20 protein-coding genes are annotated in these 20,645 nt (G+C 54.8%); 11 read left to right on the top strand and 9 right to left on the bottom strand.

Annotation, left to right across the window (positions count from 1 at the left end):
* Positions 1-59 precede the first annotated feature (59 nt).
* From HV477_RS05120 to HV477_RS05090, 7 genes are all read left to right on the top strand, one after another.
* Positions 60-1,328, top strand: a complete 1,269-nt coding sequence (locus HV477_RS05120) for an SLC13 family permease (protein WP_175064930.1) — start codon at positions 60-62, stop codon at positions 1,326-1,328.
* Between the two features lie 49 nt (positions 1,329-1,377).
* Positions 1,378-1,623, top strand: coding sequence for an oxaloacetate decarboxylase subunit gamma (locus HV477_RS05115; protein ID WP_001670696.1), 246 nt, complete (start codon positions 1,378-1,380; stop codon positions 1,621-1,623).
* Positions 1,624-1,638: 15 nt separating this feature from the next.
* Positions 1,639-3,414: a sodium-extruding oxaloacetate decarboxylase subunit alpha gene (oadA, locus tag HV477_RS05110; protein WP_114063897.1), complete on the top strand. Its 1,776-nt coding sequence runs from the start codon at positions 1,639-1,641 to the stop codon at positions 3,412-3,414.
* A gap of 15 nt (positions 3,415-3,429) precedes the next feature.
* Entirely contained in the window at positions 3,430-4,731 is a 1,302-nt protein-coding gene (locus HV477_RS05105) for an oxalacetate decarboxylase subunit beta (RefSeq protein ID WP_023262200.1), read from the top strand.
* A 118-nt stretch (positions 4,732-4,849) separates the two neighbouring features.
* Positions 4,850-5,548: a triphosphoribosyl-dephospho-CoA synthase gene (locus HV477_RS05100; protein ID WP_001005993.1), complete on the top strand. Its 699-nt coding sequence runs from the start codon at positions 4,850-4,852 to the stop codon at positions 5,546-5,548.
* Positions 5,549-5,927: 379 nt separating this feature from the next.
* Complete coding sequence (locus HV477_RS05095) at positions 5,928-7,007, top strand: iron ABC transporter permease (RefSeq protein WP_000128339.1); 1,080 nt, start codon at positions 5,928-5,930, stop codon at positions 7,005-7,007.
* Entirely contained in the window at positions 7,007-7,783 is a 777-nt protein-coding gene (locus HV477_RS05090; protein ID WP_001214709.1) for an ABC transporter ATP-binding protein, read from the top strand. The genes HV477_RS05095 and HV477_RS05090 overlap by 1 nt, the downstream gene beginning before the upstream one ends.
* 90 nt (positions 7,784-7,873) lie before the next feature.
* Here the strand turns inward: HV477_RS05090 and gpmA are convergent, their stop codons facing one another.
* The 8 genes from gpmA to modE form a co-directional block, all read right to left on the bottom strand.
* Positions 7,874-8,626 carry a 2,3-diphosphoglycerate-dependent phosphoglycerate mutase gene (gene gpmA / locus HV477_RS05085; protein ID WP_000301556.1) on the bottom strand — a complete coding sequence of 251 codons (753 nt, stop codon included), beginning with the start codon at positions 8,624-8,626 and terminating at the stop codon, positions 7,874-7,876.
* A 223-nt stretch (positions 8,627-8,849) separates the two neighbouring features.
* On the bottom strand, positions 8,850-9,890 hold the full coding sequence (gene galM / locus HV477_RS05080) for a galactose-1-epimerase (RefSeq protein WP_079899210.1): 1,041 nt from the start codon (positions 9,888-9,890) through the stop codon (positions 8,850-8,852).
* On the bottom strand, positions 9,884-11,032 hold the full coding sequence (gene galK / locus HV477_RS05075) for a galactokinase (RefSeq protein WP_079899211.1): 1,149 nt from the start codon (positions 11,030-11,032) through the stop codon (positions 9,884-9,886). The genes galM and galK overlap by 7 nt, the downstream gene beginning before the upstream one ends.
* A gap of 2 nt (positions 11,033-11,034) precedes the next feature.
* Positions 11,035-12,081, bottom strand: coding sequence for a galactose-1-phosphate uridylyltransferase (gene galT, locus HV477_RS05070; RefSeq protein ID WP_000187473.1), 1,047 nt, complete (start codon positions 12,079-12,081; stop codon positions 11,035-11,037).
* Between the two features lie 10 nt (positions 12,082-12,091).
* Positions 12,092-13,108 carry a UDP-glucose 4-epimerase GalE gene (gene galE / locus HV477_RS05065; protein WP_001265465.1) on the bottom strand — a complete coding sequence of 339 codons (1,017 nt, stop codon included), beginning with the start codon at positions 13,106-13,108 and terminating at the stop codon, positions 12,092-12,094.
* Between the two features lie 222 nt (positions 13,109-13,330).
* A complete protein-coding gene (locus HV477_RS05060) occupies positions 13,331-14,239 on the bottom strand; it encodes a DUF2167 domain-containing protein (protein ID WP_017465743.1) in 909 nt (302 codons plus the stop codon).
* A 170-nt stretch (positions 14,240-14,409) separates the two neighbouring features.
* Complete coding sequence (gene modF, locus HV477_RS05055) at positions 14,410-15,885, bottom strand: molybdate ABC transporter ATP-binding protein ModF (RefSeq protein WP_021000083.1); 1,476 nt, start codon at positions 15,883-15,885, stop codon at positions 14,410-14,412.
* A gap of 67 nt (positions 15,886-15,952) precedes the next feature.
* Entirely contained in the window at positions 15,953-16,741 is a 789-nt protein-coding gene (modE, locus tag HV477_RS05050; protein WP_001147416.1) for a molybdenum-dependent transcriptional regulator, read from the bottom strand.
* A 128-nt stretch (positions 16,742-16,869) separates the two neighbouring features.
* Here modE and HV477_RS05045 point away from each other — a divergent pair, with 128 nt between their 5' ends.
* From HV477_RS05045 to modC, 4 genes are all read left to right on the top strand, one after another.
* A complete protein-coding gene (locus HV477_RS05045) occupies positions 16,870-17,019 on the top strand; it encodes an AcrZ family multidrug efflux pump-associated protein (protein WP_000891513.1) in 150 nt (49 codons plus the stop codon).
* A 166-nt stretch (positions 17,020-17,185) separates the two neighbouring features.
* On the top strand, positions 17,186-17,959 hold the full coding sequence (modA, locus tag HV477_RS05040) for a molybdate ABC transporter substrate-binding protein (protein WP_000951421.1): 774 nt from the start codon (positions 17,186-17,188) through the stop codon (positions 17,957-17,959).
* Entirely contained in the window at positions 17,959-18,648 is a 690-nt protein-coding gene (modB, locus tag HV477_RS05035) for a molybdate ABC transporter permease subunit (protein WP_000604026.1), read from the top strand. Before modA ends, modB begins: the two co-directional genes overlap by 1 nt.
* A gap of 2 nt (positions 18,649-18,650) precedes the next feature.
* On the top strand, positions 18,651-19,709 hold the full coding sequence (modC, locus tag HV477_RS05030; protein WP_000891712.1) for a molybdenum ABC transporter ATP-binding protein ModC: 1,059 nt from the start codon (positions 18,651-18,653) through the stop codon (positions 19,707-19,709).
* On the opposite strand, the gene HV477_RS05025 is transcribed toward modC, so the two are convergent.
* Positions 19,710-20,528, bottom strand: a complete 819-nt coding sequence (locus tag HV477_RS05025) for a pyridoxal phosphatase (protein ID WP_001748281.1) — start codon at positions 20,526-20,528, stop codon at positions 19,710-19,712.
* Positions 20,529-20,645: the final 117 nt, after the last annotated feature.

The raw sequence follows: 20,645 nt of genomic DNA, 5'->3' as shown, positions 1-20,645 counted from the left end.
AGTTGTATTCATGACTGTAATGAGTTGTTTTTGTACCCTAATAATATAAGGACGTATACATGTCACCAGCGATTATTACTTTGTTGGTTTTAGTGGTTGCAATAATTATCTTTGTTAGCGATCGTCTTCCTATGGGATTAGTTGCATTTATGGTCCCAATGGCACTTTATTTTACCGGTGTTATCGATGCTAAGGATATTTTTGCTTCAATCGTAAATGCGAATGTTATTCTTATCGTCGCCATGTGTGTACTCGGTGCGGCATTTTTTAAAACAGGTTTGGCATGGCAATCAAGTAAAATTTTACTAAAATATGCTAAAACAGAAAGAAGCCTTAGTGTATTGATTTTTCTTATTGGTGGAGTTATGTCTGCCTTTGTTTCTAATAGCGGAACAGTTGCTGTGCTAATTCCTATTGTTTTAGGTATTGCCGCCAGTAGTCAGATTAAGCCTATTAAACTTCTTATGCCTCTGGTTTTTGGGGCAACAATCGGTGCTGACATTTCTATTATCGGTTCGCCAGGAAATCTGATTGCTAAAAATACTATTGAAACTTTTAGTAAGGGAAGTCTGTCGGTGCTATTTTTCGAATACGCTAAAATTGGTATTCCTTTGCTGATTGCATGCTCTATATTTCTCTATTTCTTCGGTTCAAAACTCATCGCAGATCGTGATGGAAATACACAATCTGATTCTCAAATGGATTATAGCCAAATTCCGGCCTGGCATAGAAATTTAACTTTAGCCGTTTTTATTCTGTCTATCGCTGGAATGGTGGCAACTGATTATATTAAGTTTCTGCCTCCAATGCATATTATTGCATGTTGTGCGGCTATTGTTCTTGTATTCGCTGGCGTTTTAACACAAAAGGAAACTTTTAATTCTTTTGAAACGCTAACTGTTTTCATGCTTGCGTTTATGATGCCTTTAGGTGCCGCGCTTAATTCTACTGGTGCTGGAGAAATGATTGCCAATGCCGTTATTTCAGTAACCGGAGATTCTGGCGTTATGATTATTATGGCGTCATTGTGGATACTTACATGGGCTTTGACTCAAGTAATGAGTAACACTGCAGCATGTACGTTGTTATGCCCGGTAGGATGGACTATCGCACAGTCTATTGGCGCAGACCCTCGTGCAGTTGTTATTGCTGTTTTTATTGCGAGTAGTGTTGCTGTTTGTACCCCAATGGCTATTCCAGCAAACTCAATGATTATTGGCCCGGGGAATGTTAAATTTAAAGATTTCTTAAAACCCGGATTGGCGATTAGTTTGGTTTGTTTTATCGTTAGTATGATTTTACTACCGGTATTTTATCCATTCTATTAATGCCTGATATTACTTTTCTATTTTAGATTATTAAATTTGAGACTTTATTATGAATAGTTCGGTGCTATTAGGTGAAGGCTTCACTCTGATGTTCCTCGGCATGGGGTTCGTGCTGGCGTTTCTGTTCCTGCTGATTTTCGCCATCCGCGGCATGTCCGCCGCCGTCAACCGTTTCTTCCCTGAACCGGCTCCGGCGCCAAAACTGGCACCTGCCGCCGCCGCGCCCGTGGACGACTTCACCCGCTTAAAGCCGGTGATTGCCGCCGCCATTCACCATCACCGCCTTAATGCTTAATTCCCGGAGGGATCCATGACCATTTCCATTACCGACGTCGTCCTGCGTGACGCCCACCAGTCCCTTTTCGCCACCCGTCTGCGCCTTGACGATATGCTGCCGATTGCCGCCGCGCTCGACGACGTGGGCTACGGGTCGCTGGAGTGCTGGGGCGGCGCCACCTTTGACGCCTGCATCCGTTTCCTCGGCGAAGACCCGTGGCTGCGCCTGCGCGAACTCAAAAAAGCCATGCCCAAAACCCCGTTGCAGATGCTGCTGCGTGGTCAGAACCTGCTCGGTTATCGCCACTACGCCGATGACGTGGTGGAACGCTTCGTTGAGCGGGCGGTGAAAAACGGCATGGACGTGTTCCGCGTCTTCGATGCCATGAACGACCCGCGCAATATGAAAGCCGCACTGCAGGCGGTGCGCAGCCACGGGGCGCACGCCCAGGGCACCCTCTCCTACACCACCAGCCCGGCCCACACCCTGCAGACCTGGCTGGACCTGACCGAACAGCTGCTGGAAACCGGCGTCGATTCCATCGCCATCAAGGATATGTCCGGCATTCTCACGCCGATGGCGGCGTATGAGCTGGTCAGCGAAATCAAAAAACGTTTTGAGGTACGCCTGCATCTGCACTGTCACGCCACCACCGGGATGGCGGAGATGGCCCTGCTGAAGGCTATCGAGGCGGGCGTCGACGGCGTCGACACGGCAATTTCGTCCATGAGCGCCACCTACGGCCACCCGGCCACCGAAGCGCTGGTGGCGACGTTGGCAGGTACTGAGCACGACACCGGGCTGGATATCCTGAAGCTGGAAAATATCGCCGCGTACTTCCGCGAGGTGCGCAAAAAGTACCACGCCTTTGAAGGCCAGCTGAAAGGCTACGACAGCCGCATTCTGGTGGCCCAGGTGCCGGGCGGGATGCTCACCAACCTCGAAAGCCAGCTGAAGCAGCAGAACGCGGCGGACAAACTCGACCAGGTGCTGGCGGAAATCCCCCGCGTGCGCGAGGACCTCGGCTTTATCCCGCTGGTGACCCCCACCTCGCAGATTGTCGGCACCCAGGCGGTGCTCAACGTCCTGACCGGCGAGCGCTACAAAACCATTGCCAAAGAAACCGCCGGGATACTGAAAGGCGAATACGGCCACACGCCGGTGCCGGTTAACGCCGCGTTACAGGCCCGCGTGCTGGAAGGGGGCGCCCCGGTGACCTGCCGTCCGGCGGATTTACTCAAACCGGAACTGGCTGAACTGGAAGCGGACGTCAGGCGCCAGGCGCAGGAGAAGGGCATCACTCTGGCGGGAAACGCCATCGACGACGTGCTCACCGTGGCGCTGTTCCCGCAAATCGGCCTCAAATTCCTTGAGAACCGCAATAACCCGGCGGCGTTTGAGCCACTGCCGCAGGCGGAAGCCGCGCAGCCGGTGGCAAAAGCAGAGAAGCCTGCCGCCTCCGGTATCTACACCGTGGAAGTGGAAGGCAAAGCCTTTGTGGTGAAGGTCAGCGACGGCGGCGATATCAGCCAGCTTACTACGGCTGTTCCGGCAGCCTCTTCCGCACCGGTTCAGGCTGCCGCTCCCGCAGGCGCCGGCACCCCGGTCACCGCCCCGCTGGCGGGCAACATCTGGAAGGTGATTGCCACCGAGGGCCAGACGGTGGCCGAAGGCGATGTGCTGCTGATTCTGGAAGCCATGAAGATGGAAACCGAAATCCGCGCCGCGCAGGCCGGGACGGTACGCGGTATCGCGGTGAAGTCCGGCGATGCGGTTTCCGTCGGCGACACCCTGATGACGCTGGCGTAAGGACGAGGAGCGGAAATGGAAAGTCTGAACGCCCTGCTTCAGGGCATGGGGCTGATGCACCTTGGCGCAGGCCAGGCCATCATGCTGCTGGTGAGCCTGCTGCTGCTGTGGCTGGCGATAGCGAAGAAGTTCGAGCCGTTACTGCTGCTGCCGATAGGCTTCGGCGGTCTGCTCTCCAACATCCCGGAAGCGGGTATGGCGCTGACCGCGCTGGAGAGCCTGCTGGCGCATCACGACGCCGGGCAGCTGGCGGTGATTGCCGCGAAGCTTAACTGCGCGCCGGACGTGCACGCCATTAAAGAGGCATTAGCGCTGGCGCTGCCGTCGGTGCAGAGCCAGATGGAGAACCTGGCGGTGGACATGGGCTACACGCCGGGGGTGCTGGCGCTGTTCTACAAAGTGGCGATTGGCTCCGGTGTCGCGCCGCTGGTCATCTTTATGGGCGTGGGCGCGATGACCGACTTCGGCCCGCTGCTGGCCAACCCGCGCACCCTGCTGCTGGGCGCGGCGGCGCAGTTCGGCATCTTCGCCACGGTGCTGGGGGCGCTGACGCTGAACTACTTCGGCCTTATCAGCTTCACCCTGCCGCAGGCGGCGGCCATCGGCATTATCGGCGGCGCGGACGGCCCGACGGCGATTTACCTGTCGGGCAAGCTGGCGCCGGAGCTGCTGGGGGCCATCGCGGTGGCGGCGTACTCGTATATGGCGCTGGTACCGCTAATCCAGCCGCCGATTATGAAGGCGCTGACCAGCGAGACGGAGCGGAAAATCCGCATGGTGCAGCTGCGCACCGTCAGCAAGCGGGAAAAAATCCTCTTCCCGGTGGTGTTGCTCATGCTGGTGGCCCTGCTGTTGCCGGACGCCGCACCGCTGCTGGGGATGTTCTGCTTTGGCAATCTGATGCGTGAAAGCGGGGTGGTGGAGCGTCTGAGCGACACGGTGCAGAACGGGCTGATTAATATCGTGACCATCTTCCTCGGGTTGTCGGTGGGCGCGAAGCTGGTGGCGGACAAGTTCCTGCAGCCGCAGACGCTGGGCATTCTGCTGCTGGGTGTGATTGCGTTCGGGATTGGGACGGCGGCCGGGGTGCTGATGGCGAAGCTGCTGAACCTGTGCAGTAAGAACAAAATCAACCCGCTTATCGGTTCGGCGGGGGTGTCGGCAGTGCCGATGGCGGCACGCGTATCGAACAAAGTGGGCCTGGAATCAGACCCGCAGAACTTCCTGCTGATGCACGCGATGGGCCCGAACGTGGCGGGGGTGATTGGCTCGGCGATAGCCGCCGGGGTGATGCTGAAGTACGTGCTGGCGATGTAAATCTGTTCCTTTCCCGGAGGCGGCGCGTTGCGCCTGTCCGGGCTACCGGATTGCATGGATCTGTAGCCCGGACAGATGCGCAGCATCGCCTCCGGGAATGTCCCATAAGGAGACTTTGATGAATGAAACCATAGCATTTCGTCCGGAAGGCCGGGCATCGACAAAAGATGTGGTTGTCAATTACACGCTGGCGTCACTGGACGAGCTTGAACAACTGCACCCGGCGCTGAATCTGCTGGCGCACCCGTCAATCGTCCGTGGCAGCCATGATTTCTTTGTCCGTTGTTATGACGCGGGCGTACAGCATGCGCAGGCCGGGGCGGCTGAAACGGTAGCGGTTTTGCCTGATTCGCTGCCACAAGAACGGCAAAGGAGCGGGCTGCTGTGTGCCGCAGCAGGTCGTCTGGATGCCCTGCGCCAGCCGCTGACGCACAATCGTTTATGTGACCTGGCCAGTCAGTTCTGTGCTGGCATGGCAGATGTTGACAGCGAAACCCGCAGCGGTTTTTATACCGTGCGCAGCATATCGCTGCCGGTTTACCGGCGGCTGTTGCGGGATCAACATTCTCACGGTGTCTGCCTGCAGCAGGCTCTGCTGCACCTGCTGGCCTGGAAGAGCGATTCTCCCTGGGCGCGGCAGCAGGCGCAGCGGCTGCTCTGGCAGGGCGGCGTGCTGGGCGATAAAGGTGAGTTTGCGCTTATGACGCTGGATGATGAACTGCGGGAGCGCCAGATTGAGTGGCCCGGGCTGTGGTCGCTGCTGGCCGTCACCGGGTTTCTGGCGAAATTCCCTGCCGGGCCGATATTTGCTGACTGAAAAATGAGGACTGCTGACAATTATCTGTTGTGTTGGCATTTCTGCGAGAGGCAGCTAGCGCTTTGCCTGACTTACGAAATGAGAATATCAACAGATTACGTACTTTTTGTAGGTCCGTGGTTGGAACATTGCCACCTGGTTACATTTTGTCAGCAGCCTCAAGCGTGGATGGCTCCACGCTTTTTTTGTCTATGGAAAACCCCCAGCCAGGCCCTGTCTCTTGATCAGGAGGTCTGATCAAGAGACAGGGCTATGCCGGAGGATATTTATTGGAAACCGATGAGATAGCCCACCGTGTCATCAATCGAAATATAAATAAATATATAACGGAATAATTCGGCGCTATAATTCTCCTCTGATTAATAACGTAGCCCGAACCATGACCTGTCAGGACAAATCACTTTTAGCCCCCGGTCTCGCTTCCACGCCCGTCATTCCGCGCTATCGCCAGATCATACGCAAACGGGCCGTGCTCATGTTAGCTATTGCGCTGGCGATGATGGCTTCACTGATGGTGGATGTAACCTGTGGGTCTTCTGGTTTACCGCTCAGTGCGCTGTGGCAGGCGCTTTTCCAGCCGGAAAAGGTGAATGCGGGCATACACGTTATTGTCTGGGATATTCGTTTACCCTATGCCCTGATGGCCCTACTGGTGGGCATGGCGTTAGGGTTAGCGGGCGCCGAAATGCAAACCATTTTAAATAATCCGCTGGCGACGCCGTTTACCCTCGGCGTATCGTCCGCGGCGGCTTTTGGCGCTGCGCTGGCGATTGTGTTGGGGATCGGTATTCCCGGTATTCCTGCCGCCTGGTTTATCCCGGCCAATGCGTTCATCTTTGCGCTGTTATCCGCGTTACTCCTGGACGGTATTACCCGTTGGACAGGCGTCGCCGCATCCGGAGTGGTGTTGTTCGGTATTGCGCTGGTATTCACCTTTAACGCGTTGGTCGCCATTATGCAGTTTGTGGCTGATGAAGATACGCTGCAGGGGCTGGTATTCTGGACGATGGGGAGCCTGGTCCGCGCGTCGTGGGAAAAATTGGGCGTACTGGCCGTGGTGTTTATTGCTGTGCTTTTTTGCGCGTTACGAAGCGCCTGGCAACTCACGGCATTACGTCTGGGCGAAGAGAGGGCGATGAGCTTTGGGATTCATGTCCGCCGTTTACGCCTGCTGTCATTGTTGCGTATCAGCTTGTTATCAGCGCTGGCGGTAGCTTTCGTCGGGCCGATTGGTTTTATTGGTCTCGTTGCACCGCACATTGCACGAATACTTTTGGGGGAAGATCACCGTTTCTACCTTCCGGGCAGCGTGCTGATAGGCGGGCTGGTGTTATCGCTGGCCTCTATTGCGGCGAAAAATAGTATTCCGGGCGTCATGGTGCCGGTGGGGATTGTCACCTCGCTGGTCGGGGTTCCGTTCTTTTTAAGCATTGTATTGCGACATCGGGGGAGTCTCTGATGCGCGGGTTAATGCTCCGCTCATTTAGCGCCGGCTATTCCACTCAGCCGGTTATTGCAGATCTCAACGTTCCCTTACTGCCGCGCGGGAAAATTACCATTTTGCTGGGGCCGAACGGCTGTGGTAAATCGACGTTACTACGTTCGCTGGCCGGGCTGAATAACGCCGACGGCGAGGCGCTGCTTGATGGCGAAGATCTCATGTCGTTATCGTTTGCCGAGCGGGCGCAGAAAGTTGTGTTTTTGCCGCAGTCATTACCGCAGGGCGTACATCTGCATGTACTGGAGTCGATTATCGTGGTACTGCGGGCATCAGGCGGCAGAGACAATGCGCAGGGCAGAGCGCAGATACTGGCTATCCTTGAGCAATTGGGCATAACGCATCTGGCGTTGCAGTATCTCGACCAGCTTTCCGGCGGTCAGCGGCAGTTAGTGGGTCTGGCGCAATCGCTGATTCGTCGCCCTGAACTTCTGTTGCTGGATGAGCCGCTCAGCGCGCTGGATTTAAACTATCAGTTTCACGTAATGGATCTCGTGCGTCGGGATACCCAGGCGCAAAATAGGGTGACGATAGTCGTGGCGCATGACATTAATATTGCCCTGCGTCATGGTGACCATGTCCTGATGCTAAAAGACGGCAGGCTGGTCGCCAGCGGCGCGCCGGAGACGGTGATTACTGCGGAGCGTCTGGCTGACGTGTACCGGGTACGAGGACGCGTGGAGCGCTGTTCGCAGGGTAAATTGCAGGTGGTGCTGGACGGCGTGATCGCTGTTTAAGACATATTGCCTGATGGCGCTGCGCTTATCCGGCCTACCCATTGCTCGTAGGCCGGATACGGCAGTTATACCGCCATCCGGCAAAGGTGATTACTTCGCTTTACCCTGATTCGCCACGGCAGCCGCTTTCGCGGCGATTTCGTCAGCGTTGCCCAGATAGTAATGTTTGAGCGGCTTGAAGTTTTCGTCGAACTCATACACCAGCGGCACGCCGGTCGGGATGTTTAACTCAAGGATCTCATCTTCACTCATGTTATCCAGGTATTTCACCAGCGCACGCAATGAGTTACCGTGAGCGGCGATGATCACGCGCTCACCGCTCTTCATACGCGGCAGGATGGTGTCGTTCCAGTAAGGAATAACGCGGTCGATGGTCAGCGCCAGACTTTCGGTCAACGGCAGCTCTTTCTCGCTCAGTTTGGCATAACGTGGATCGTGACCCGGATAACGCTCATCATCTTTGGTCAGTTCCGGCGGCGTCACGGCAAAACCGCGGCGCCACTGCTTAACCTGCTCGTCACCATATTTTTCTGCCGTTTCCGCTTTATTCAGCCCCTGCAACGCGCCATAGTGACGTTCATTGAGTTTCCAGGATTTTTCCACCGGTAGCCACGCCTGATCCAGTTCATCCAGTACGTTCCACAGCGTATGGATAGCGCGTTTCAGTACGGAAGTGTAGGCAAAATCAAAGCTGAAACCTTCTTCTTTTAGCAGTTTACCCGCTGCTTTTGCTTCGCTTACGCCTTTTTCAGACAGGTCAACATCATACCAGCCGGTGAAACGGTTCTCTTTGTTCCATTGACTTTCACCGTGACGTACCAGAACCAGCTTAGTTACAGCCATACTCTCACTCCTATAAATCATATGTAATGATAATAATTCTCATTATATTGCCGCGAGGTGTTGGCGGCAATGCTTACGCATAACCATAGCGAAAATAGTGGCGCAGTGTAAGGTTCTTGTGAACTCAGAGTTGCGATTTTGTCTTTAAGTGGTGGAGGTTTGAGCAGGGCAATGGCGCGTAGGCCCGATAAGCTTGCGTCATCGGGCATGTAGCGGCATATCGTTAGAACGGAATAAACTGATACTCGGTCAGGCTGGCGTACTCCTCGCCAGGGCGAAGGATACAGTCAGGCTGCGGCCATTCAGGATGATTCGGGCTGTCCGGCAGCAGTTCGCTTTCCAGCGCCAGCCCTTGCCAGTCGGCATAAGGTTCCGGTCCGCGGGAAGGTGTACCCGCCAGATAATTGCCGGAATAAAACTGTAGCGCCGGGGCGGTGGTGTAAACCATCATTTGTAGCTTTCCATCCTGTGACCACAGACGGGCCGCCGGCTTTTTGCCATCACCCTGCGTCTGTAGCAGGAAAGCATGATCGTAGCCTTTAACCTTGCGCTGATCGTCATCGGCGAGAAACTCGCTGGCAATGACTTTTGGCATCCGGAAGTCAAACGAGGTATTGGCTACCGATTTTAGCCCCTGGCGTGGAATACCGGATTCATCTACCGGCAGATACTCATCCGCCAGAATTTGCAGCTTATGCTGGCGCACGTCGGTCCGATCGCCGTCCAGATTAAAATAGACGTGGTTGGTCAAATTCACCGGACAGGGTTTATCGACCGTCGCCCGGTAGGTGATGGAGATTCTATTGTCATCGGTCAGACGATATTGCGCCGTGGCGCAAAGATGGCCAGGAAAGCGCTGGTCGCCGTCATCAGAGGTGAGCGCGAATAATACCTGGCGATCGTTCTGGTTCACAATTTGCCAGCGGCGCTTGTCAAAGCCTTCCGGTCCGCCGTGTAGCTGGTTCTCGCCCTGGCTTGGGCTTAACTGTACGGTTTCGCCGGCAAACGTATAACGGCTATTGGCGATACGGTTCGCGTAACGGCCAATAGAGGCGCCGAGGAATGACGTCTGTTCAGGGTAGTGTTCCGGGCTGGCGCAGCCCAGCAATGCTTCCCGAACGCTGCCGTCAGACAGCGGAATACGGGCGGAAAGAAGAGTGGCTCCCCAGTCCATCAGCGTTACCACCATCCCTGCGCTGTTGCGCAGGGTTAGCAGGCGGTACGGTTGACCATCGGGGGCCAGTGCGGGCGTTTCATTTAGCACTGTCCTGCTCCTTGTGACGGTTTGCATACATAAAAGGTTTCTTTGATTCCGGTTTTCGCTTCGTACTGTTGCGCAACGGCCTGCTGCACAGCGGGAACCAGATCTTCCGGGATCAGCGCGACAACACAGCCGCCAAAGCCGCCGCCGGTCATGCGCACGCCGCCTCGATCGCCGATGGTCGCTTTGACGATGTCTACCAGCGTGTCTATCTGCGGGACGGTAATTTCGAAATCATCGCGCATTGAGGCATGGGACTCCGCCATCAGTTGGCCCATACGTTGCAAATCACCTTTCTCCAGCGCGCTTGCCGCTTCAACGGTGCGCGCATTTTCGCTCAATACATGGCGAACGCGTTTTGCGACTACCGGGTCCAGTTCGCTGGCGACGGCATTGAACGCCTCAAGGCTGACATCGCGCAGGGCCGGCTGCTGGAAGAAACGGGCGCCGGTTTCGCACTGTTCACGACGGGTATTATACTCGCTGCCTACCAGCGTGCGCTTAAAGTTACTGTTGATGATCACCACGGCGACACCTTTCGGCATGGAAACCGCTTTGGCGCCGAGCGTACGGCAATCAATCAGCAACGCATGATCTTTTTTGCCGAGCGCAGAGATGAGCTGATCCATAATGCCGCAGTTACAGCCGACAAACTGGTTCTCGGCCTCTTGTCCGTTGAGCGCAATTTGCGCGCCGTCCAGCGGCAGGTGATAAAGCTGCTGGAAGACTGTGCCCACCGCCACTTCCAGCGAGGCGGAGGAGCTTAACCCGGCGCCCTGCGGCACATTGCCGCTGATGACCATATCCACGCCGCCAAACGCGTTGTTACGCTGTTGCAGGTGTTTCACTACGCCGCGCACATAGTTAGACCACTGCTGGCTATCGTGGGTCACGATCGGCGCATCCAGTGAAAATTCGTCCACCTGATTGTCGTAATCGGCGGCAATCACCCGTACGGTACGATCGTTGCGCGGCGCACAGCTAATTACGGTCTGGTAATCAATAGCGCAGGGCAGAACAAAACCATCATTGTAATCAGTGTGCTCGCCGATCAGATTGACGCGGCCTGGCGCCTGAATCGTGTGGGTAGCAGGGTAGCCGAAAATTTCAGCAAACAGCGCGCGCGTTTTCTCTTTCAGATTCATTTTTATACTCCGGATTCGCGAAAATGGATGTCGCTGACCGCGCGCAGGCGTTCAGCCGCTTGTTCTGCGGTTAAATCACGCTGGGTTTCCGCCAGCATTTCATAGCCGACCATAAATTTACGGACGGTCGCAGAGCGCAGCAGCGGCGGGTAAAAGTGTGCGTGCAACTGCCAGTGTGCGTTTTCTTCACCGTTAAACGGCGCGCCGTGCCAGCCCATTGAGTAGGGGAAGGAACACTGAAACAGGTTGTCATAACGACTGGTCAGCTTTTTCAACGCCAGCGCCAGAGAGTCGCGCTGCTCGTCGCTTAAATCGGTAATGCGCAGGACATGCGTTTTGGGTAACAGTAGCGTTTCGAACGGCCACGCCGCCCAGTAAGGCACCACCGCCAGCCAGTGTTCGGTTTCGACCACGGTGCGGCTGCCGTCCGCCAGTTCTCGCTGGACATAATCCACCAGCATTGGCGAGCGCTGCTCGGCGAAGTAGGCTTTTTGTAAACGATCTTCGCGTTCGGCCTCATTCGGCAGGAAGCTGTTGGCCCAGACCTGTCCATGCGGATGCGGGTTCGAACAGCCCATCGCCGCGCCTTTATTTTCAAAGACCTGCACCCACGGATAGGTTTTGCCTAACTCGGCGGTCTGCGTCTGCCAGGTTCTGACGATTTCCGTCAGCGCGGGCAGGCTCAACTCCGGCAGCGTTTTACTGTGATCGGGAGAAAAGCAGATCACGCGGCTGGTGCCGCGCGCGCTCTGACAGCGCATCAGCGGATCGTGGCTGTCCGGCGCATCCGGCGTATCGGCCATCAGCGCCGCGAAATCGTTAGTAAAGACGTAAGTCCCTTTGTAATCGGGATTTTTATCGCCGGTGACACGCGTATTGCCCGCACACAGGAAGCAGTCCGGATCGTGGGCCGGCAGCATTTGCTGAGACGGCGTTTCCTGCGCCCCCTGCCAGGGGCGTTTTGCGCGATGCGGCGAAACCAGAACCCACTGGCCGGTAAGCGGGTTATAACGGCGATGCGGATGATCGATGGGATTAAATGGGGTCATAACAACGTCCTTAATCTGGGTATCCCTGCGGATGGCGTGACTGCCAGTGCCAGGTGTCCTGCGCCATTTCGTCAAGCGTGCGGGTGACGCGCCAGTTCAGCTCGCGATCGGCTTTGCTGGCATCCGCCCAATACGCCGGGAGATCGCCGTCGCGACGCGGCGCGAAGTGGTAATTAATGGGTTTACCGCAGGCTTTACTAAAGGCGTTGACCACATCCAGGACGCTACTGCCGACACCCGCGCCGAGGTTATAAATATGTACGCCGGATTTGTCCGCCAGTTTTTCCATCGCCACGACGTGCCCGTCGGCTAAGTCCATAACGTGAATGTAATCGCGTACGCCGGTGCCATCCTCGGTCGGGTAATCGTTGCCGAAAACGGCGAGCGATTCGCGACGACCCACGGCGACCTGGGCGATATAGGGCATCAGGTTATTCGGAATACCTTGCGGATCTTCTCCCATGTCGCCCGACGGGTGCGCGCCGACCGGGTTGAAATAACGCAGCAGCGCAATACTCCACTCCGGCTGGGCTTTTTGCAGATCGGTGAGGATCTGTTCTACCATCAATTTACTTTTGCCGTAGGGGCTTTGCGGCGTGCCGGTAGGAAAACTTTCGACGTAAGGAATTTTGGGCTGATCGCCATAAACGGTGGCGGAGGAGCTAAAAATAAGGTTTTTAACGTTGGCCGCACGCATGGCGCTGACCAACCGCAGCGTACCGTTGACGTTGTTGTCATAGTACTCCAGCGGCCTGGCGACCGATTCGCCGACGGCTTTCAGGCCGGCAAAGTGAATCACGGTATCAATCGCGTGATCGTGCAGAATTTCGGTTATAAGCGCTTCGTTGCGAATATCGCCTTCGACAAAGGTCGGGTGCTTACCGCCCAGACGTTCAATAACGGGCAGCACGCTGCGCTTGCTGTTGCAGAGGTTATCGAGGATGACGACGTCATGACCATTTTGCAGCAATTGTACGCAGGTATGACTTCCAATGTAACCGCTACCACCTGTAACCAATACTCTCATAATTCGCTCCGTTAAGCCTATGGTATGGAATAACCATAGCATAACAAAGATGCGAAAAGTGTGACATGTAATAAATTAGTGGAATCGTTTACACGCTGGTGATTTTACGCATTTATATCAATTAAATGATTACAAATCATCTGGCTTGAGAATGCTTCTGCTTTTTATCCGAAAAAAAGGCGCGTTACGCGCCTGGGAATGAAACGGACGGGGCAGGAGCTGTCAGTCTTTTTTACGCGAGAGTAGCTTCCTGGCGAGCGCCCCGACAGCGACGACGCCGATGGCGGTCACTTTCCAGAATTTAAGTAACGCGATACCGAGCATAGCAAGCAGCCCTACTTTCTTGGCCGCGATACCGCCAATCAGCGCGGCGAGCCCATACTCCGCTATTTTGTCCGTTGATTCGTTGAAGTCAGCGTAGCGTTGTCCAGCGTTGAACTTGACGGAACTGAGAATTCTTTTCGCCAACGGGATTTCATGGTTAACAGAACCTCTGTCAGTCACCAGATTTAAAGAAAAATAGCCTTCACGTCCCAGCAGATAGGTGTTGTAGTTCACGCCTTGTTCATTCAGTGGTTCGTTGGTGCCGATATCCTGGATGGCGGCGGACCAGATCAGACGATGATTGGTTGCATCGTAGGTAGGCTTCTCGATCCAGCCAATAATTTCTATCGGCTCAATGCCTTTTGCAATACGATCTTTATTTGCTTCTTTTGTGCCTTTGCGCAGGTTATCCATTAATTCATCGGCATCCCAATTTTTTGCATCATCATCTTTTACATAACCAGAATCATCATATTCGATAGAAATAAATCCATTCATTTCCTTTTTAAATACGAGACCGTAAAAATATTCATCGTCAACATAGTTACCAATTTCACGCATAAATACCGCCGCTTCTTTTGCGGGTATCCAGGTAAATCCTTCCGGCAGATTAAGCGTGGCTTTATCACCTAAACTAATCTTTGTCGGACCCGCAACGGCGGCGCGACTCATGCCTTCAACAGCGACCTCAACGGCGGTTTTACGCGCCTCCTGCGCAGCGGTAGGCTTTTGCTCAGCATAACTGCCGGGGCAAAATAACATGGCTGCCAGTAAAAATAGTATTATTTGTGGAAAACGAAAAGCCATAATGAATCCCTTATATTCACATACGACATCATTGTCGAAAATTTCAGGATTATTATGACAATGAGGCGGTCAGCGATTCAAGAGATAGTAAGCTTATCGACCGTTATTATTATTCTTAATAAAAGGAGAGTGGTTCCAGAATGGCGCGCGGCGCCATTCTGATAATACATTTAATTATTGCATCGTCCGGAAACGTACTTATAACGTTCGCCCTCTGGTACAAATTCCAGCCGGTGGGTAATACAGGCAGGCGCATCCTCTGCATGATGGGAAACGAACAGCAGTTGAGTCTCTCCCTGGCGAATTAATACATCCACAAAACGACGTACCAGTTGGCGGTTCAGCGGGTCCAACCCTTGCAGCGGCTCATCCAGAATCAACACTGTCGGATGTTTAACCAGCGCGCGCACGATCAGCGCCAGCCGCTGCTGTCCCCAGGAGAGACTGTGGAAGGGGGCATCCGCCGTACGCTTATCGATTCCCAGAATATCCAGCCACTGTTGCGCCAGTTTTCGTTGCCTGTCTGAAACGGCCTGGTAAATGCCGATAGAATCGAAATAGCCGGAGAGAATGACATTGCGTACCGTGGTACTGACGCGGTAATCCAGATGTAAACTGCTGCTGACGTAGCCGATATGTTTTTTGATATCCCAGATTGTTTCGCCGCTTCCTCGCCGCCGCCCGAACAGCGTAAGATCGTTGCTGTAGCCTTGCGGATGATCGCCAGTAATAAGGCTAAGCAACGTAGACTTACCCGCTCCGTTAGGACCGACGATCTGCCAGTGTTCGCCCGGATTGACTCGCCAGCTTAGGTGGTGGAGGATAGGGCGATCGTTATACGAGACTATGCCATCGTTAAGTACGATCCGTGGTTCGCCATCGGGTAACGCATGGCGGGCGGAAGGTTCGTCCGGTTCGGGTAATTGTACGTCGGTCAGACGCTCGCTGTGCGCGAGTTGAGCGACCAACGCCCGTTGCAGTAACTCTGTCGTCGTTCCGGTCTCCGCCAGGGTACAGTCGGCAAGCACGCCGGCAAACTGCACGAAGTCCGGGATTTCATCAAAACGGTTGAGTACCAGCGCCAGGGTCATACCCGCCTGGTTCAACGCCGTCAGGCGTTGCGCCAGTTGTTGACGGGCGGTCACGTCAAGCCCGTCGAACGGTTCATCAAGGATCAATAACTCCGGCTCAGACATCAGCGCCTGACACAGCAGCGCTTTTCGCGTCTCGCCGGTAGAAAGGTATTTAAAACGCCTGTCGAGTAAAGCGGAAATGCCGAACTGCTGCGCCAGCATCGCACAGCGGGCAGGATGGTGAACTTCATCCTGAATAATTTCCGCGGTAGTGCGCCCGGTATCGTCTTCGCCAGGACTGAGCATATCGGTGTTATTACGTTGCCACTCATCGCTGACCAGCTTTTGCAATTGTTCAAAGGACAGACGAGTAATGCGGGTAAACCGACACTGGCGCTCGCCTGTTAATAACGGCAGTTCACCCGCCAGCGCGCGGGCGAGCGCCGACTTCCCGCTCCCGTTAGCCCCAACGAATGCCCAGCTATCGCCCGCATTGAGCGTCAGCGAATCCAGATGAAGTGTTTTTGTATCGCTCAGACGAAACGTGCCTTGCGAAATTTGCAACGATGACATTTTGCATCCCATTTTTTGCAGCGATAAATGACAGGGATACGTCTTTCGGCAACGGATGTCAATGTGCTTAGCACAACGTTGCAATAATCACTCTGTCCGCATTAAACCAGGCAATCACGTCATCGCCTTCCTTTAACGTGGCGGCATCCGCAGTCGGTATCGTGGCGCACAGCGTCTGGCCGTCCGGCAGCGCCATCAACACTTCACACTGTTCCGCGCCGCGCTCGATATGGCTGATCGTTCCCGACAACTGATTGTCAGCGGCGCGCGCAACGGCTGCATCCCGGGTAATGCCAACCCACGGCGCTTTTAGCAGGATCAGCACTTCTTTACCTTCCTCCAGGCCGAGACGCTCGCCGCTTTGCGCCGTCAGCGCGACTTTGAGCCGCGTTTTGCCGTCGGCCAGCAGCACGTCGACATGCTGTTGCACCTGATCGCGATCGCGGGCGGTAATGGTGCCGAACCACTGATTTCGGGCGCTGGTTTGCAGTGAAAAGCGGGAGATAGCGGCCAGCAGACTGTCAAGCGGCAGGGCGTCATCGTCGCTTAACACATCGAACGCTTTTTGCTGAATTTGGCCCAGCAAATCGTAAAGCTGGATCAGACGCTGACCATAGCGGGTTAATACCGCGCCGCCGCCGCCTTTGCCGCCCGTTGCGCGTTCAACCAGCATATGTTCGCTAAGCTGGTTCATGTCGTTTATCGCATCCCAGGCGCTCTTATAGCTGATTCCCGCGTCTTTCGCGCCCTGACTAATAGAGCCGGAAAGCGCAATGTGTTTCAGCAGAGAGATACGTCGGGGATCGGCAAAAAGCTTTTGCTGAAGTTTCAGGGTAAGAAGGATTTCGGCCTGCATAACCAGCTCCTGGTAAAAAGACTATTGTGACTGAAAAGCGCGTCAGCGCAAAGCCGACCGCACAAAAGGGGAGTGCTTTTCTGTGTGATGCGGTTAAAATACAAAAAGGACTATATCTGGAGTTGCCCATGTTAGAGTTATTAAAAAGTCTGGTATTCGCCGTCATCATGGTACCGGTAGTGATGGCCATCATCCTCGGTCTGATTTACGGTCTGGGTGAGGTGTTCAACATTTTTTCCGGTATCGGTCAGAAAGACCAGTCCAGACAGAACCGCTGATTTCCCCAAACGCCCGCTCAGTCGGGCGTTTTTGTTACTCAAGATCCTGCTTTTCCTGCCGATATTTTCTGTGTTTAATCGTTAATGGGTATGAATAACCGCTGGGAAACCCCTGAGATTATCGTTATATTGTCGTTTACATAACGAAACGCACAAGGAGTTACAGATGGCGCATTCCTGGTTACGCCTGGTCGCAGGGGCAACATTATCTTTCGTCATCGCCGGTCATGCGCTGGCGGATGAAGGCAAGATCACCGTATTTGCCGCCGCGTCGCTAACGAACGCGATGCAAGACATTGCGGCAGAATATAGAAAAGAGAAAAATGTGGATGTGGTCTCCTCATTCGCCTCCTCTTCAACGCTGGCGCGCCAGATAGAAGCGGGCGCGCCGGCGGACCTGTTCATCTCTGCTGATCAGAAATGGATGGATTATGCAGCCGATAAAAAAGCGGTGGATACCACGACGCGCGAAACATTGCTTGGCAATAGCCTGGTGGTGGTAGCGCCGAAAGCCAGCGAGCAGAAACCGTTTACCATCGACAACAAAACGGACTGGATTCGTCTGTTGAACGGCGGGCGTCTGGCAGTGGGCGATCCGCAACACGTACCGGCGGGAATTTATGCCAAAGAAGCGCTGCAAAAGTTGGGCGCATGGCAAACGCTTGAACCGAAACTGGCGCCGGGCGAGGATGTGCGCGGCGCGTTGGCGCTGGTCGAACGTAACGAAGCGCCTTTGGGCATTGTATACGGTTCTGATGCGGTCGCCAGCAAGGGGGTCAACGTGGTGGCGACGTTCCCGGAAGATTCACATAAAAAAGTGGAATACCCCATCGCTATCGTGGAGGGGCATAAAAATGCGACCGTCAGCGCGTTCTATGATTACCTGAAAGGACCGCAGGCCTCGGCAATCTTTAAACGTTATGGATTTACGACGAAGTAATGATACTGACCGATCCAGAATGGCAGGCTGTCCTTCTTAGCCTGAAAGTGTCTTCCCTGGCCGTGCTGTTTAGCCTGCCGTTTGGGATCTTTTTTGCCTGGTTACTGGTACGATGCCGGTTTCCGGGCAAAGCCTTACTTGATAGCGTCCTGCATCTGCCGCTGGTGCTGCCGCCGGTGGTGGTCGGCTATCTGCTGCTGGTGTCGATGGGGCGACGCGGGTTTATTGGCCAGTGGCTGTATGACTGGTTCGGTCTCACGTTTGCCTTTAGCTGGCGCGGCGCCGTGCTGGCGGCGGCGGTGATGTCCTTCCCGCTGATGGTGCGGGCCATTCGGCTGGCGCTGGAGGGGGTGGATATCAAGCTTGAACAGGCCGCCAGAACGCTGGGCGCCGGGCGCTGGCGCGTTTTTCTGACTATCACCTTACCGCTTACCCTGCCGGGCATTATTGTCGGTACGGTGCTGGCGTTTGCCCGTTCGCTTGGCGAATTTGGCGCGACCATTACCTTTGTTTCTAATATTCCGGGCGAAACCCGCACCATACCTTCCGCCATGTATACCTTGATCCAGACGCCGGGCGGGGAGAGCGCGGCGGCGAGGCTGTGCGTGATTTCGATTGTATTAGCGCTGATTTCGCTGTTGATTTCTGAATGGCTGGCGCGGATTAGCCGTGAACGGACGGGGCGCTAACCATGCTGGAGCTTAATTTTTCCCAGACGCTGGGAACGCACTGTTTAACCCTCAACGAAACGCTGCCAGCCAGTGGGATCACGGCTATCTTTGGCGTCTCCGGCGCGGGAAAAACCTCGCTGATTAATGCCATCAGCGGTTTGACTCGCCCGCAAAAAGGACGCATCGCGCTGAATGGCCGGGTGTTGCATGACGCGGAAAACGGTATCTGTTTAACGCCGGAAAAGCGCCGCATCGGTTATGTTTTCCAGGATGCGCGCCTGTTCCCCCATTACAAAGTACGCGGCAATTTGCGCTACGGCATGGCGAAAAGCATGACCGGTCAGTTTGATAAGCTGGTGTCGCTGCTGGGAATTGAAGCGTTGCTTGATCGCCTGCCGGGGAGCTTGTCCGGCGGAGAAAAACAGCGCGTAGCGATAGGCCGGGCATTGCTCACCGCCCCGGAGTTGCTGCTGTTGGACGAACCGTTGGCCTCGCTGGATATCCCGCGTAAACGCGAATTACTGCCGTACCTGCAACGGCTGGCGCGGGAAATCAATATTCCCATGCTGTATGTCAGCCATTCTCTCGATGAAATTCTCCACCTGGCGGATAAAGTCATGGTGCTGGAGGATGGACAGGTTAAAGCGTTTGGCCCGCTGGAGGAGGTCTGGGGAAGCAGCGTTATGCACCCGTGGCTGCCGAAAGAGCAACAGAGCAGTATTCTGAAAGTCAGCGTGCTGGAGCATCACCCGCATTATGCCATGACCGCTCTGGCGCTTGGAGACCAGCACCTGTGGGTAAATAAACTCAGCCAGCCGCTGCAATCCACACTGCGTATTCGTATACAGGCGTCGGATGTCTCGCTGGTACTACAGCCGCCGCAGCAGACCAGTATCCGCAACGTATTGCGGGCAAAAGTGGCGAATTGTTATGACGATAACGGACAGGTGGAAGTCCAGCTTGAGATAGGCGGCAGAACGCTGTGGGCGCGAATAAGCCCGTGGGCCAGGGATGAGCTGAATATCAAGCCTGGCCTGTGGCTTTACGCGCAGGTGAAAAGCGTTTCTATCACCGCCTGACTATAGCAGGTGGGTGTAAATAAATTTGGCGATGCTATCGGTAGTGTTATCGCCGATCACAACGTCAGCGCGCGCTTTCACCGCCTCATCGGCGTTGCCCATCGCAACGCCGGTGCCTGCCGCCTCCAGCATACTGATGTCGTTGTAGTTATCGCCGAAAGCGATCACATTTTTCATTGACCCTCCCTGCGCTTCTATCCACTGGGTAAGGCGCTTGCCTTTACTGTTGCCTTTGCGCGCGATATCCACCTGATCGTGCCATGACCATTCGCACTCCAGGCCAAGCGCCTGTTCAACATGCTGACCGAACCGCTGTAGCCTGGGAATATCTTCATCGGTAAGCGCAAACTTCCACACGGCATTCACGTCGCGCGCCGCCTGCGCCAACGAAGAGACCTGTGTAAAGGTCGGACGTTGCTCCGGCGGCAAGGTCTGCGCCCACCGGGAGGTACGCACGACGTGACCGGTTGGGTGTTCGTAAAGCATAGCGTCATCAACATACATCAGGCCGTGAATCTGATGCTCATCCAGTAAATCAATCAACTGCAACGCCTTATCCACGGGCATAGGATCGGCATCCAGGACAGTTTTAGCTTGATAATCATACAAATAGGTGCCGTTGCAGCAAATAGCAGGTGTTTCCAGCGCCAGCGCCTGATAAAAAGGATGAATAGCAACGTGATGGCGACCAGTGACAATGATAAGTTGAAAGCCCGCCTCTTTGGCGCGTGATAGCGCGTCAAGCGAGGAGGGGAGTAAGGTTTTATGCGGGGTTAATAACGTTCCGTCTAAATCGAGGGCAATCACGCGTGCAGTCATAATTTTTTCCAGATTAAGAGTAATAATTCCGTCTGTCGGCATGGTACACCGGGACGGTAAGCAGACAAAATTCTGCGTCTGAATTCAGCATTCGCCGTCAAAAGCGACTACGTTAAG

Source organism: Salmonella sp. SG203 (genome assembly GCF_013350575.1).
In the GTDB taxonomy this organism is placed as follows: domain Bacteria; phylum Pseudomonadota; class Gammaproteobacteria; order Enterobacterales; family Enterobacteriaceae; genus Salmonella; species Salmonella enterica.
The sequence above is the reverse complement of the archived record's forward strand: the minus strand, read 5'-3'. Positions and strand labels throughout refer to the sequence as shown.